We start from the raw sequence: 15,833 nt of genomic DNA, 5'->3' as shown, positions 1-15,833 counted from the left end.
AGATAAGAGATGTAAAGGTAAGAGTGTTATTAATGGCGCGCATTGTCATGAAATTTGGTGGAACGTCTGTAGCAAACATTGAATGTATTCATAATGTTGCAAGGCATGTCAAAAGAGAGGTTGATGCAGGCAATGAGGTTGCCGTTGTCGTATCTGCGATGGCTGGTAAAACGAATGAACTTGTTCAGTGGACAAGTGATGCTTCCTCTATGCATAGAGATGCTCGTGAATATGATGTTGTGGTTGCTTCTGGTGAACAGGTTACGTCAGGTTTGTTGGCTTTGACACTTCAAGAAATGGGGGTGAATGCACGTTCATGGCTTGGTTGGCAAATTCCTATTCATACAGACAATGCGCATGGCCGTGCACGTATTACTAATATTGATGGATCTTTTTTAATCGAGTGTTTTCAGGAAGGTCAGGTTGCCGTTATTGCTGGTTTTCAGGGGTTATCTCCGGATAACCGGATTTCTACCTTAGGGCGTGGGGGATCAGATACAAGTGCTGTTGCTATAGCCGCTGCTGTACAAGCTGATCGCTGTGATATTTATACGGATGTGGATGGTGTTTATACAACGGATCCACGTATAGAGCCGAAAGCGCGTCGTTTACCAAAAGTAGCTTTTGAAGAAATGCTAGAAATGGCTTCTCTTGGTGCAAAGGTTTTACAGGTTCGTTCTGTTGAATTGGCAATGGTTCATAAGGTTCGTACCTTTGTGCGTTCAAGTTTTGAGGATCCTGATGCGTTAGGCATGGAGGATCCAATGAGTTCTTCTGGAACACTTATTTGCGATGAGGATGAAATTGTGGAACAACAAAATGTTACTGGTATTGCTTTTGCTAAGGATGAAGCACAAATTTCCCTTCGTCGGCTTGCCGATCGTCCAGGGATTTCGGCAGCAATTTTTGGTCCCTTGGCTGAAGAAAGCATTAATGTTGATATGATTGTGCAAAATATTTCTGAAGATGGCTCAAAAACTGATATGACTTTTACTGTACCATCATCAGATGTAGAAAAAGCCGTTACACTTCTTGAAAAGAATCGCAAAGAAATTGGATTTGATGTTCTCCAGTTTGAAAGCGATCTCGCCAAGGTATCTGTGATTGGTATTGGAATGCGTAGCCATGCAGGTGTTGCCGCTACAGCATTTAAGGCTTTGGCTGAAAAGGGTATTAACATTCAAGCAATTACGACCTCAGAAATTAAAATTTCTATTTTGATTGATAGTGCTTACACTGAACTTGCGGTTAGAACATTACATGCTGTTTATGCACTTGATAAGGGATAAGTATTTTTTAGTTTCAACAGAGTTTCAATAATGTAAAGCTTTAATATATATTAATAATTTTTGTTAAGGATATTTATATTTTTAATTTAAATGGAATATTTAATACAGCAGGACTCTCTCATTTTAAACTTGTTCATGATGAATTTAAAATGGTCACTTATACATTACAAGAGAAAGATGTTTGGGTAAAAAACGGTTTAAGAAGGGATATAAAATATGCCGTCTATAAACGTTTTAGAGCCTATAGAGAGGGATGGAGAAGTCTTTACGATAAGCCTTAATAGAACTAAGGAACAATGCACTGCGTTTATTCAAAAGATGCATGTTACATGAGGGACAGCCCCGTCAATACAGATTTAATATTATAAATCTTAGAGAAATTAGAGCTCATTAGATTAGTGACGGAATTACCAAAATAGAATTGATGATGTATTTTCTAGAGATGTTTAGTTTGTCATCAAATGATTGTTTATGACTTTACGTATATCTTGAAAATTTAATTTTTTCCGTATTACGAGGCAATAAAAAAATATATCTCTATAGATAATATTTATGTTGCACTATAAGTTATAAAATTACTATATCTTATGCGTTTATAGCTTCTTCAGAAGTACTTTTCATAAAATCATGTAAATATAGATCAAAATTAATGATAATGTTACAGTGTGTTGCTTTTATGATTTTATTACTTAAATTTTTTTCATGTCTATTTCTCTTTTTTGAATTATGATTAAGATTTTCAAAGTTTTTGATATCTCCATATGTTCTTTAGGTTAACTTTCTTCCCTTAACTACTCTATTATAAGTATTTTCTGTATCATACTGCCAATCACACATGAAATACATTCTTTCGTTTTTTCAGTATATCGTGCTAGTTTCTTATCATGTTTACATATTTTGCAAATGGTGGTCTTTGTAAGCAAAACTCTTCTTGTGAGAAATATAGCCATATTATTTTACCCTTCTTGTATTTTATGTGGCGTTGTACAATTTGAAAGTCTCGGAAATATTGCTTTTTAAATTATCTATGAAGAGTATTTTATGATATCAAGAAATATAGAGCGTGCTCTTTAAACAAAAAGAAAATAAATATCAAATAAGAGCGGAAAAAGGGGAGAACAACGATATATATGCTCTATTTTTCCACCAATCATATGTTTTAGAATAGTCTAAATGACTAGGATTTTCTTTTTTCCCGCGAGTTAATTACGTAAACTAGAGTGCTCCCTGTGGAAGCATGCTTCAAGTTTAATTCTTTCATGGAGTGAGACAAGCGATGTGTCGATGATAAAAAACGGGAATATTTTTCCACTCCATTGTCAATCTAGTAGTGATGTTATGACGTTGTTATTCCAAATAAATCTTTTGTTTTTTGTTACCTGTATCAATATCTAATGTCAGTGCAGATGCATATTTGATGGTATATTGAGACGGATAAGGGGCCTACGAGCAACTCCTGTTTTTGTATGCCAGATAGGAATAAGGATGTTGCGTATACCTGGTGGGGTAATTTCTGAAATGGAGATAAAACCTAATTGGGTGAGATGAAGCCATAAAAGTAAAAACCAACTTCCATTTTACAATTTCCTTTTAATTCTGCTTTACAATTTTCAAAGGTATTGACAGCAATATCTTTTAAATAATGGATATTACACATTGGTTCACATTTTTGTTTATTGCGTTATTTAAATCGTATATGCCTTTCACGTAAAAAAAACGCTATTATAGTGCCAATTTACGCGCTTGTTTTGAAGAAATATCTCTCTCCCCAAGCCCCCACATTATGGCGCCTGTGGATGGCGTAACGTAAAGTTTATGGGGGACCACCATCTCCTTTACTTAGATCAAAGGTGTCAGCTGGTCGTCATCATTTAATTTTTAGTTTTCCTGTTGAACAGCGCTTATATGGATATGATGAAGCATTCTTATTTCTTTCTTCAAATAATCCATACTTCTCCTCGTCTTGTGACGTGTAAGAGAATAGTCTTGATTGATTCATCATGTACAGATTTGAAATGAGGAAATCATACGATATCTAGACTCCATTCAAGATTTATAATGATAAATCAAATATTTTTTATCCAAAAATAATGTGCTTTTAAGAAGATAAAAATTAAAGTTATTTAGAATACCGCAATAAAATCAGTAACGAGGAGGGTAGTTTATTGGAAAAAAATAAACCATGGAATTACTTAACTGATTATTGAATTTTGCTTATTCTTATCTGTTTCGTATGATTAAATATAAGATATTGATTTATAATAATTAATTTTTCTTTATAGTGAATAATAGTTCCGACGAAAGGCAGCTTTTCTGAAACCACGAAGCCTTTTATATTGAAACAATTAAAATTATTTCTGTACATATCATGAGTGGAGCTGGTGCATGAGTAAAAGAATATTGAAGAAAGGAATAAAAATATCTCTTATAAGTCTTCTTAAGAGTCAAAGGTGTTGTAACATTAGAGGCTCGTAAATAGTATGATGATGTTAGTTTTCTCCTTCATAAGTGTAAAGATGAGGCGAGACAACAGCTTTTACATTAAATATCGTCCGAACCCAACAAATGAGCGAAATCGCTTTTTAAAAGTTCTGCATAAAAATGTATTTTCAGTTAGTTTGTTAGGAACTATGAGAAATTCCTTTATTGCGCTTAATATAAATAAATCCATATCCCAGACCGATAAGGGCAGATAAACCTGAGCCACAAAGGACCCCAATTTTTGCCGCATCAAGCAGAATAATATCTTTAAAAGCGAGCATTGAAACAAAAATAGACATTGTAAAGCCAATTCCTGCTAAAAAACCAATGAGTAAAACGCCTGTCCAGGTCATATGAGGGGGGAGGCGGCATAGCCCTGATTTTACAGCTATATAACTGGCAGTGATAATACCAAGAGGCTTACCGATGAAAAGACCAATGACAACACCCAAAACAATCAAGAATGATTTGTCAGAAGAAAGATCAAAGTTTGCAAAACTTACTCCTGCATTTGCGAAGGCAAAAACTGGCATGATACCGTATGCAACCCATGGATGCAATGCTTTTTGAACACGTGTTACTGGGGCGATCATGGCCCGTTGTCCTTTGCGCATCTTTTTCAATGCTGTTGAAATATGATGCAGATCTGTTTTTGTATTTTTTTCTTGAAGAATTTGCATAGCGTTACTGAGCATGGTGAGTGGCGCTACAAGAGTACGGGTAGGAAGAACGGGAGTCATCATCCCTAAGATTACGCCAGCAAGCGATGGGTGAACGCCTGTTACCATTAAACCCCACCAAATGATTGCACCAGGTAAAATGTAAAGCCATGCTGATGCAAGCCCGATCCACTGAAAAAATAGTACCAAAGCAATACCCGCTCCTGCAATCATTAAACCGCTAGGATCAATGTTTGTTGAGTAGAAAAAAGCAATAATAAGAACAGCGATAATATCGTCAATAATTGCTAATGATAGAAGAATAATATGAAGATTAGAGGGAATTTTTTTCCCTAGAAGAGCAAGAATACCTAGAGCAAAGGCAATATCTGTTGCTGTTGGCACAGCCCAACCGCGGATATGTCCCTCGTTAAAATTGAAGATAAAGTAAATAATTGCAGGAACACAAACGCCCCCTATTGCAGCAACAATTGGTAAGATTGCTTGTTTAAAATCGGCAAGAGCCCCTTCATGAATTTCGCGTCGAATTTCCATTCCTGCGACGAGAAAGAAAATAGTCATAAAGGCATCATTAACCCAGAAATGTAAATCCCATGAAAGAGTGAAATGACCCAAATTAAAGCCAAGAGGTGTATGCCAAAAAGATTCATAGAAAGCAGCATATTTAGAATTGGCAAAAATAAGTGCAGAAGCAGCAGCTAATAAAAGAACAACACCACTAAGAGCTTCAATATGGAGAAAACGCTCGATAGCAGAAAGCGCTTGATTAGTGACACGAGAAGCGCGATTAGGCAGGCGATTTGAAGATAAATCAGACATGAACAACTCCAAGCATCGTCAATTTTAGATTCTATACTCTCTGTATAAATGACTTTGTATGATACCTTCTGTATCATACAAAAGAAAAAAGAGGAATAAAGTTCTTAATTTATAGACAAGATCATCATGTTTAAAGCACAAAATGTTTAACGCGACGCTTCATTTTTAATAGTGAGATGTACTTTGCTTAAAGCCTTAGATAGATCATTTTGTAGAGCAGATTCGAGATCAACTATTGCGAGACCTTTATTATCTTTTGCTTTAATTTTAACGATCAATGTTTGTGGATTTTTAGCAAATTCTCCTAAGGATTTTGAAATTTTTTCTGCTTCGTCATGATTTTTTAGCAGAATTTTTGGGGTCTGCGTCATCATTAGATAGAAATCGTCATAAAGTTCCTTTTTTAGATCATGTTGGCTGTCATTAAGATTTTGCGCAAGATAAGAAAAAAGCTTATCAATGAAACCTGCATCCGTATATTGTATATCAATTTCATTGATGCCAAGGTCTTGAGACGCAGCAATCATTATATTTTTCTGACCAGAAAAAAGCTTTTCATCAACATCAATAACCTTAGCCGAGATGTTCCCAGATCCAACGTTTTTCATATTGAAAGACATTGTATCAAGAAAGAGCATACGTTTTTTTTCATCGTAAGAAATATCAATTTTTCCTGAAACATTAAAGCGCTCAAAGTTCAGATTTTTGAAGAACTCTAAGTCTTTTTCATTCATTTTTTTAGGTAAAACGGAAAGGTTATTGAGAGAAAGAAAAAGCTTTTTAGGGATAGGTTGTTTCCACAAACTTGGTTTGAATTGGAATGATTCGAGCGTTGCTTTCAACTGCGGTATATCAACGGTGATATTATCAACTTTGGCATCCGCTGAGGTAATGGCGAGCAGTATGTTTAGAAGAAGACCATTTTGTGCTACTTTTTCAGCGATTTTATTATTCTCTTTTCTTGCATTAAGATAAGCTTTGATTAATTTTTCAGGAGTTTGCTCAAGCGGTTTCATCTTTAAACCAGATGTTTTAAACTGCCCAAGGAAGAAAGAGCTGTTTTTTTCTGCTTCTTCAAAAATATCGACACTTATATTATTCAAAGAAATGGGGCCAGTAACGGTTTTACCTTGATTGAGAGCATTGTTTTTTCCAAAAATGATAGAGTAGGCATAGTTGATGTCGATATCATGGGCTTTTATTGTATTACTTTTAGCCATAAGTTGCATCTGTTTGGCACCATTTGCTACGATCGTTTTAAGATCCATATTTTTGATACTAACTGAATGGATATGGTTATTTCTAAAATCAGAAAGCTGGAAATTCTTGATTTCAACCGTTTCTGTTCGGTTATTTTTATTTTCTATAGAAAGTTGTATATTGGGAGCAATAATTGAGGAAAGCTCAATACGCATCATTGATTGTAAAAGACGTGATGTTATCGTTCTATCTTTTTCTTTTAAGGATACATTCCGAAGAGAAATTTGGGGAATTTGCACATGAATATTATTATACTTTAAATCAACATTATAAAATGTAAAAGTTCCGGGAATAAAGGAAAGAGGAGGACGGGCAGAAATGGCACCAATTTTAAGTGATGTACCAGCTGGAACAGGTATTGTCACATTCTTCAAATTGATTTTACCTAGAATGCTTACTTCAGATGTTTCGGCTTTTATGGAATGACGGGCTATTTCTTTTCTTACAAAACTGTCAAGATAGGGTTTTGCAATATAAAATCCACCAACAATTATAATTGCCAAGATAGCAACAAATCCAATAATGCAAGTGAGCCAATATCTGAGGTTACTTTGATACCCACTATTAAGATTGACCATTCTTTCTTCTTTCATTTTTATCACTCTTTGAATTGAGAGTGAAGATAAATTCTTTTAAGCAACGACAAAGGTTTAAATATAGCGTGTACCAGTTTCAACAATTATCTACTCTCTATATTAGAGTTATTCTCATCTTTTTTGCAATATAGCTTTATCAACTTTTATCAATTTTCTTTGGGTTCAGCACTTTATAGAAAAGCACGCATAATAAGGAGAGGCAAGTTTATGCGCATCATAATTTTTTATCACTTTAAAATTATCCTAAAATATTTCGATGTCTGCTTTTATCTTGCTGCTGTTTATAGGAATATTTAAAACATAAAAAATATGTTCTTGTTCATTATAATTTAATGGGGAGAGGTAAGTGTTATGACAGAAAATCAAATAATGGCTTTTTCGATCATTGGTCTCATGATGGTTGTTTTTATTTGGGATCGATTTCGTTATGATCTTGTTGCTATTTGTACTTTATTAATAGCTTGTGCCCTTGGTCTTGTCAGTCCGAAGGAAGCTTTTAGCGGTTTTAGTAATGATATCGTTATTATCGTGGGGAGTGTGTTTGTTGTCAGTACGGCTGTATCTCGCTCTGGTATAATGGAATTTATTATTCAACGGATATGGCCAGACGTGAAATCGGTGCGTCTTCAATTAGCGTTTTTGGTTCTTTCTGTTGTCGTATTATCAATGTTTGTTAAAAACATTGGTGCTTTGGCGATTATGCTTCCGATAGCTTTTCAGTTTGCACGTCGTTCTCAGGTTTCTCCTTCTGTCTTTTTGATGCCCATGGCCTTTGGTTCTTTGTTGGGGGGGCTTATGACACAGATAGGAACATCTCCCAATGTTGTTATTTCAGCGATGCAAGAACGTTTAGCAGGAACACCTTTTACTATGTTTGATTTTACACCAGTTGGTGCGGTTGTTGCGACGGCTGGTGTTGTATATTTGGTTCTTTTTTATTGGCTTTTGCCTGTGCGTGTGCGTTCAGGTGTATCATTTGATGATGCCATTGATATTCGTAATTATGTTGCAGAAGTACATATTCCAATAAATTCACCGATTGTGGGAAAAAATATTGTTGATTTGGTTAAGCCATCAAGTGGTGATGTTATGGTGATTCAAATCATCAGAAACAAAGTATCTATTTCACCATTACCAGATTTTGTTTTGTCTGAAAATGATATTATTTTGCTGGAAGGATCACATACAGGGTTAGATAGCGTGATGAATTCTGCTCGTTTAGAGTTTTCTAAGGGGCGAACTATTGTTGCAGGTGATAAGGACAGTGATATTGATATTATTGAAGCAGTCATTACCCATAATTCACCTCTTATCGGTATTAGTGCGAAAGAGTTTTCCTTATTTGATCGCTATAATGTAAATTTGCTTGCGTTAAGTCGTCAACATGAAAGGGTGCGGGGAAGACTTGATGATATTATTTTCCATCTTGGAGATGTGATTGTTTTGCAAGGACAGGATGCAGTTATTCCAAATTTATTAAGAGAATTGAAATGCTTGCCCCTAGCAAAACGAAATATTGTGTTTGGAAATTTACGACATGGTTTCATCTCTTTAGCTGTTTTATTTATAGCAATTATTTTTACAGCTTTTCATATTGTTCCAGTTGCTTTTTCTTTCTTTTCTGCTGCTGCTGCAATGGTGATCTTTCGTGTTTTGCCCGCGCGTGATCTGTATCAGGCATTAGATGGCTCAATATTAGTGCTATTAGCGGCTCTTATTCCAGTGAGTGAAGCGTTAGAGAAAACAGGATGTACGGATCTCATTGGTCAATGGCTGAGCCAATTGGCAATATTTTTCCCGCCATCCGGTGCTTTAGCGCTTATGTTGGTGACAGCTATGTTGGTTACGCCATTTTTGAATAATGCAGCAACAGTGATGATGGTAGCACCAATTGCGTCAAGTTTTGCTCATTCCCTTCATTATAAGCCTGAAGCTTTTTTGATGGCTGTTGCAATTGGTGCGGGCTGTGAGTTTCTTACACCTATTGGACATCAAAGTAATATGCTCGTGATGGCGCCAGGAGGATATCGTTTTAGTGATTATCCACGTTTAGGTGCTCCATTGGCGGTGTTGATCGTTATTATTGCTGTTCCAATGCTTATGTGGGTTTGGCCTTTACAATAGGATATTTTTAGAAACTTTAAGAATCAATTATAAAAGGTTGTTAATCGTATGAAGATAAGTTGAAGGGATATACTTTATATAAAGAGCTTTAACTGAAGATTTGGAATTATACCACACTGTAATCATGGCGCTTCGGTATTTTTGATACAGATAAAAATTTATCTATTTGGTTTTAGTAGATATTCATGGAAATTTACTGTTTATTCAAGTTTTTTCAAGAATTGGTTTTTCTATTATAATTGTATAATCCAATACAACCAACGATTGCGGTTGAAGACTTTAAAAGATTATTCCTCTATATAATGGAGAGAAAGTTCGCTTGAGATGATAGGCAATCATGATAAATATTAAGGCAGTGAATTTTTCATAATATGTAAAAGCTGTAATGTGAACAAACAGGGTGCTTACATCATTTTCGATTAAGACTGTTGCAAAAATCTGATTGAATTGGCTACATGTTGATTTAAAATAAATAAACGAGCAATTTAAAGATTTTTAGTTAATTAGGGCTACCATCTTTATCCATTTATGCGTAAAAGCACAGGTGAAGTAACTTTTTTCAAGGTATGATATATGTCGTATGATAGTTTTATTGCTGAAGTGAATGCAGAATTTCGTCAGGAAAAGGCGCTTGCTTTTTGGAGACGGTATGGTTTTTCAATTATTGGAGCGGCTGTTCTTTTTATATTCATGATAGTTGCTTATCAAGTTTATCATCATACACAAATAAAGAAAGCTGGTTATATTGGTGATGCATTTGTAAAGAGTCTTGATCTTGCGGATACACGTGATTTTGATAAAGCGATAAAGCAATTAGAAACTGTTAAAACCTCTCATTTTGGGGGGTATCCTTTTCTTGCTCGTTTACGTGAGGCTTCTTTACTCATGGAGAAAGGTGATATTATTAAGTCAGTGGAGATCTTTGATTCTGTTGCAGCGGATGAGAAAGCACCGCAGATTTTGCAGAAAGTTGCAAAAATTCGGGCGGCTTATATTCTGGTTGATACAGGGACATTAGCTGATGTTGAAAAGCGCATCAAAGATATGGCAAGTGATACCGATCCTATGCGTATGTCTGCAAGAGAAGCTTTAGGCTTAGCTGCTTATAAGGCGGATAAAATGGATGAGGCGGTTTATTATTTTAAGAAAATTTCTGAAGAAGGTTCTTTGGGTTTAAAAATAACAGATCGGGCTCGAATGATGCTTGAGCTTATACAAGCTGAGGGCAAGGCAAATAAGGAATAAATCGATGAGCCTTACCATTGCTATCGTTGGTCGTCCCAATGTTGGGAAGTCAACACTATTTAATCGTTTGGTTGGGCAAAAATTGGCTTTGGTTGATGATAAGCCTGGTGTAACACGTGATCGGCGTATTCATGCGGCAAAACTTCAAGATCTACGTTTTGATGTGATTGATACGGCTGGGCTGGAAGAAGCAGGTGATCATACACTTGAGGGGCGTATGCGTTCTCATACAAAAGTTGCAATTGATGAAGCGGATCTTATTTTATTTGTATTTGATGCAAAGAGCGGAATAACACCAAGTGATTTAAATTTTTCTTCATTGGTTCGCAAATCAGGAAAGCCAATTGTGCTTGTTGCCAATAAGTCTGAGTCAAGAGCGGCAACAGGAGGAGAGTATGAGGCGTGGTCATTAGGTTTGGGAGAGCCATGCCCAATATCGGCTGAACATGGTTTGGGACTTAGTGATCTGCGTGATGCAATTATAGATGCTGTTGGGTCAGAGCATGTTTTTGGCAACAACAAAGAAGAAGATAGAATGATACAACCTGCATCTGTTGGTGATGATGTAAAGGATTTGGAAGAAGAGGAGCTTATTTACGATGAAAGTAAGCCCATTAGGATTGCAATTGCGGGGCGTCCCAATACAGGAAAATCCACTCTTATCAATAGTATGTTGAAACAAGAGCGATTGTTAACAGGACCAGAAGCAGGACTCACGCGTGATTCTATTTCTGTAGATTGGGAATGGCGTGGTCGTCATATTAAACTTTTTGATACTGCAGGTTTACGTCGAAAGTCGAGAATTCAAGAAAAATTAGAAAAACTATCTGTTGCAGATACTTTGCGTGCTATTCGTTTTGCAGAAGTGGTGGTCATTGTTTTTGATGCAACGATACCTTTTGAAAAGCAGGATTTACAAATTGCTGATCTTGTGATTCGTGAAGGGCGTGTTCCAGTTATTGCTTTCAATAAGTGGGATCTTATTGAAAACAGTCAGACCACATTGATTGATTTGCATGAAAAATGTGCGCGATTTCTTCCTCAAGTTCGTGGTTTGAGAGCTGTTCCTTTATCAGGACAATATGGTCAAGGGTTTGATAAACTGATGGAAAATGTCATGATGATGCACCGTGTATGGAATCGTCGCATTTCGACGGCTAAATTGAACCAATGGCTTGGAACTGTTGTGGCACATCATCCACCTCCTGCGGTTTCTGGACGTCGACTTAAGGTTAAATACATCACACAGGTTAAGACACGTCCTCCTGGATTTATGATTTCCTGCTCGCGCCCCAAAAGTATGCCTCAGTCGTATTTGCGTTATCTTGTCAATGGGTTACGTGAAACATTTGATATGTCTGGTATACCCGTTCGCATATCATTACGAGCCTCTGATAATCCTTTTGCGACACGTTCCAAGAAGAAATGATAACTCTTTAATTTTTTAAGTGAATGAAATCTATACTTAAGAATCTTAAAAATAAGTTTTTTAAATGATCGTTCTTTTCATAAAAGAAAAAGTTTTATTTGCTAAAGTTTTAATTTTATTGATAATCATTTATCATGAGCGCTATTGAATAGAGTTCTCTCATCTTGATAAAGATCATTTATTTGCATGTCATGAGAAGAGTTTAATAGGGAGTATTTAAGAAAGAGTACATAATCCTCTTAATGGGTTATTAAAGTGCAAGAATAGATGCAATATGAGGGTAGGGGAATGTAATTATGATGCTTGTTTGAAAAGCAGCATTAGATTATCGTTTCATAAAAATAAAGCTTATGAATAAGCGCTTTTGCTTACGATAGTTTGTCTGAATAAAAAGCAAAAATATTTGCTGAATCTACGGATATTCAATTGTAAAGAGCGAAATTCATAAAAGTGGATTAAAATTGTATAAAGTAGTATGGTAATCGTATTTAAATTTTATTGTGTTCTATTGGCTTAATCTATTTGAAATTTTGGATTTATTAATATCTTGTATTTAAAGGACCTTCTCTTAATACCCTCAAGCTCATTTCGTGATGAGGCCTGTAATGGCGTATATAAAATACTTTGCGAATAGGATCATATAGAAACCATTGATTATTTCATTTTCATAAAATAAAAAGTGCAAGTTTATTCGAATAAAAGGAGAAAACCAACGCTCTCATACTGTTTTTAGCTTTCTATGTTCTCTTTCAAAACTAGGACTGATATAACATTGGGAGTCGGAAAATAAGATGGTATTGGTTTACACCTTTTGTTAAGTGTAAAAATGGTTGTTCTATGAGTTTTATATTATTCACGTGAACTTTTCGTTATACATTCACGGGTGCTGTCGTGAAATCGGTTTAGGTGCTTGGAATATCTTTTTAAGAAAGCATGTAAATTGAAAAATACGTTATTTCTGCAATAAAATTTATACGATAACTTGTGATAGATTTCTTTTAGTATCTTGACGAATAAATTCGGGAACAATATGATGCACACGGTTTTATGAAATGTATTCTTACGTTGCTTTTTAATTAAGGAGCCAATGATGGCGATGGGCGAGAAACCCGTTATGAGCCGTAAGGAGGCTGAAGAGGAAAAGCAAGGAGAGTGTCTTCATTCAGAGGATTTGGAATGTCGTAGTAGGAACTTAAGCGTAGCTTTAGTGCGCAAGCAAGCATTAAAGAAGCGGGAGCATAGGAATAAGCGGGAAAAATCACAAGGAAGGATGGCAGGTGCAATTAAGCTTTCTAGTGAGTTTCTGGCAAGTATTATAGTTGGTATTGTTTTGGGGTTGGGGTTTGATAAGTTAGCAGGTTCATGGCCTTGGGGATTGGTATTTTTTCTCTTCTTTGGATTTGCTGCTGGTGTATTGAGTATTCTTCGGTCTGTGGGGTATGTTTCCTCCAATCAATTAGGAAAAAAAGGCGTATTGCGCCAAGATAAACAAAATAAAGGGGCCAATGAGAGGTCCGATAAATGAGGTTGAAGTGACAGCGCACGCTCCAGATCCTATTCATCAGTTTGAGGTTTTAAGGCTGATTAAGATTTCCATAGGAAATATGGATTTATCGTTTACAAATGTATCATTGTTTACAGTTCTCACGGTTGTTGTAACTTCTATTTTTCTCTTTATTTCATCATCGAGTCGTGGATTGGTTCCAACGCGGATGCAGTCTCTTTCGGAAATGGCATATGAATTTGTAGCATCGACTCTGCGGGAATCATCTGGTGTGCAGGGAATGCAGTTTTTTCCTTTAGTTTTTTCTCTGTTTACTTTTATTTTGGTTGCTAACTTTATTGGTCTCTTTCCTTATTTTTATACGGTTACGTCTCAAATCATGATCACGTTTTCGTTAGCAATGGTGGTAATTTTGACGGTGATTGGTTATGGCTTTTATAAGCATGGGGTCAGTTTTTTGAAACTGTTCGTTCCCAGTGGAGTTCCTGTTGTGGTTTTACCTCTGGTGACAATGATTGAGGTTATTTCTTTTCTCTCCCGTCCAATTAGTCTTTCTCTTCGTCTTTTTGCGAATATGCTTGCTGGTCATATTACGCTTAAAGTGTTTTCTGGGTTTGTTGTTTCAATGATTGGGGTAGGAATCGTAGGTGTGGGTGGTTCGATTTTACCGCTTATTATGACTGTAGCAATTACTGCTCTTGAGTTTTTGGTCGCATTTCTTCAGGCTTACGTCTTTACGGTTTTAACTTGTATGTATCTTAATGATGCAATTCATCCAGGACATTAATAGAACTGGCGGTTTTCCGTCGAATAATGCAATTTCGCTTTAAAGGAGAATAACATGGAAATGGTGCTTGCAGCAAAATATATTGGCGCTGGTCTTGCTTGCTTTGGTATGGCTGGAACAGCTTTAGGACTTGGTAATATTTTTGGTAGCTATCTTTCTGGTGCATTACGAAATCCATCAGCAGCAGATAGTCAGTTTGGACGTCTCGTCTTTGGTTTTGCTGTAACAGAAGCTTTGGGAATTTTTTCATTGCTCATTGCTTTATTACTTCTTTTTGGGGTTTAATCATTATCAAAAGGGTATATCTGTTCTTGCATGAGGAAAGATTTACCCTTTTAGGCTCTTAACTAGAGAGATGCCAGAGAGATGTTTGTCAGTTATCATCGGTTATAGAGGGCTTTAATAAGCTATTTAAAGGATGAAAGAAGATGTTTGTTTCAAGCGCTTATGCACAGAACACTGAAACGTCGATAGAACATATTAAAAAGGTAGCAGAGCATGCAAATCGTGTGTTTCCGCCTTTTGATTTTGTGCATTTTGGTTCGCATTTTTTCTGGTTGGCAATTTCTTTCGGACTGTTTTATCTTTTTATCTCCCGTGTAATTGTACCACGTATTGGCGGTGTTATTGAAACACGGCGAGATCGAATCGCATCTGATTTAGATCAGGCAATGCGCATGAAGCAAGAAGCAGACATTGTTGTTGAAACTTATGAGCGGAAATTAGCAGAAGCGCGTTTGAACGCGCAGGCTATAGCGCAGGTAGCTAGTGAAGAATTAAAAGAAAAGGCAGAGCTTGAACGGAAAGAAATTGAAGAGAGTCTAGAGAAAAAACTCGCAGATGCTGAAAAACAGATAGCAAAAATTCGGGATAAAGCGATGCAAAATGTTGGTTCTATCGCTGAAGAAGTAGCTCTTGAAATTGTGAAAAAATTGATTGACGTTGATATCAGCAAAGAGGCTGTTCGTTCAGTTGTTAAAACTGCGGATTATTGAGGAAGACAAAGATGACTGATACTTTTTGGGCATTTGTTGGGTTAGTTCTTTTTTTGGCTCTTTTAGTCTATTTCCAAATTCCACAGAGGGTTATACACCATCTTGATGCGCGCGCGAAACGTATCAAAGATGAACTGGATGAGGCTCTGCGTCTTCGTGAAGAGGCACAGGAAATATTGGCTGAATATCAACGCAAACATGCAGAAGCAGAAAAAGATGCGCAAGAAATTATTGCAGCAGCAAAGCATGAAGTTGAATCCGTTATTGCTGAGGCCCGTGCAAAAGCAGAAGAATATGTAAAAAACCGCAATAAATTGGCAGAACAAAAAATTGCCCAAGCAGAAGCGGATGCAATACGCATGGTTTCTTCATCGGCGATTGATTTGGCAATTTCTACAGCAGGTACCCTTATTGCAAGGGAAATAGATTCTAACAAGGCAGATGAACTTATCAAAGAGTCTCTTGAGAAAGAATCATTTATCAAAATGAAAACATATCTTAATTAATGATATTTGAGAGATAAAGAACAGTCTCTTTGGTTGCATAATTTTCTCAATATTAATTAATAAAAGTCATAAAAAAGAAAAAATTATCTTCATTGTTTTTATCAGTTAATAGGGTATT

The 15,833-nt window shown here is 36.1% G+C and carries 11 protein-coding genes; 9 read left to right on the top strand and 2 right to left on the bottom strand.

Annotated features, from left to right (window positions below; translation table 11 throughout):
- Positions 1–32 precede the first annotated feature (32 nt).
- On the top strand, positions 33–1,289 hold the full coding sequence (locus ACFIMC_RS08315; RefSeq protein WP_375612083.1) for an aspartate kinase: 1,257 nt from the start codon (positions 33–35) through the stop codon (positions 1,287–1,289).
- A 2,621-nt stretch (positions 1,290–3,910) separates the two neighbouring features.
- Here ACFIMC_RS08315 and nhaA read toward each other — a convergent pair.
- Both nhaA and ACFIMC_RS08305 read right to left on the bottom strand, forming a co-directional pair.
- Positions 3,911–5,269 (bottom strand): Na+/H+ antiporter NhaA, encoded by a 1,359-nt coding sequence (gene nhaA, locus ACFIMC_RS08310; RefSeq protein WP_375671945.1) that lies wholly within the window; start codon positions 5,267–5,269, stop codon positions 3,911–3,913.
- Between the two features lie 146 nt (positions 5,270–5,415).
- Complete coding sequence (locus tag ACFIMC_RS08305; protein ID WP_375668505.1) at positions 5,416–7,122, bottom strand: hypothetical protein; 1,707 nt, start codon at positions 7,120–7,122, stop codon at positions 5,416–5,418.
- 354 nt (positions 7,123–7,476) lie between these two features.
- Here ACFIMC_RS08305 and ACFIMC_RS08300 point away from each other — a divergent pair, with 354 nt between their 5' ends.
- The 8 genes from ACFIMC_RS08300 to ACFIMC_RS08265 all read left to right on the top strand — a co-directional run bounded on the left by ACFIMC_RS08300 (position 7,477) and on the right by ACFIMC_RS08265 (position 15,715).
- Positions 7,477–9,249 carry an SLC13 family permease gene (locus tag ACFIMC_RS08300; protein ID WP_375613534.1) on the top strand — a complete coding sequence of 591 codons (1,773 nt, stop codon included), beginning with the start codon at positions 7,477–7,479 and terminating at the stop codon, positions 9,247–9,249.
- Between the two features lie 573 nt (positions 9,250–9,822).
- Positions 9,823–10,494: a tetratricopeptide repeat protein gene (locus ACFIMC_RS08295; protein WP_375612087.1), complete on the top strand. Its 672-nt coding sequence runs from the start codon at positions 9,823–9,825 to the stop codon at positions 10,492–10,494.
- A gap of 4 nt (positions 10,495–10,498) precedes the next feature.
- Positions 10,499–11,923, top strand: a complete 1,425-nt coding sequence (gene der / locus ACFIMC_RS08290) for a ribosome biogenesis GTPase Der (protein ID WP_375668506.1) — start codon at positions 10,499–10,501, stop codon at positions 11,921–11,923.
- A gap of 1,090 nt (positions 11,924–13,013) precedes the next feature.
- The gene (locus ACFIMC_RS08285; protein WP_375681066.1) at positions 13,014–13,448 is read left to right on the top strand and encodes an AtpZ/AtpI family protein; all 435 of its coding nucleotides are present in this window, start codon (positions 13,014–13,016) and stop codon (positions 13,446–13,448) included.
- Between the two features lie 7 nt (positions 13,449–13,455).
- Positions 13,456–14,214, top strand: a complete 759-nt coding sequence (locus ACFIMC_RS08280; RefSeq protein ID WP_375612111.1) for a F0F1 ATP synthase subunit A — start codon at positions 13,456–13,458, stop codon at positions 14,212–14,214.
- Positions 14,215–14,268: 54 nt separating this feature from the next.
- Positions 14,269–14,499 (top strand): F0F1 ATP synthase subunit C, encoded by a 231-nt coding sequence (locus tag ACFIMC_RS08275; protein ID WP_005773968.1) that lies wholly within the window; start codon positions 14,269–14,271, stop codon positions 14,497–14,499.
- Positions 14,500–14,642: 143 nt separating this feature from the next.
- Entirely contained in the window at positions 14,643–15,209 is a 567-nt protein-coding gene (locus tag ACFIMC_RS08270) for a F0F1 ATP synthase subunit B (protein ID WP_273790398.1), read from the top strand.
- Positions 15,210–15,220: 11 nt separating this feature from the next.
- Positions 15,221–15,715, top strand: coding sequence for a F0F1 ATP synthase subunit B (locus ACFIMC_RS08265; protein WP_375638039.1), 495 nt, complete (start codon positions 15,221–15,223; stop codon positions 15,713–15,715).
- Positions 15,716–15,833: the final 118 nt, after the last annotated feature.

Source organism: Bartonella sp. AP21QHHD (assembly GCF_042196205.1).
In the GTDB taxonomy this organism is placed as follows: Bacteria; Pseudomonadota; Alphaproteobacteria; order Rhizobiales; family Rhizobiaceae; genus Bartonella.
Note: the sequence above shows the minus strand (reverse complement) of the source record. Positions and strands in the feature narration are given on the sequence as shown.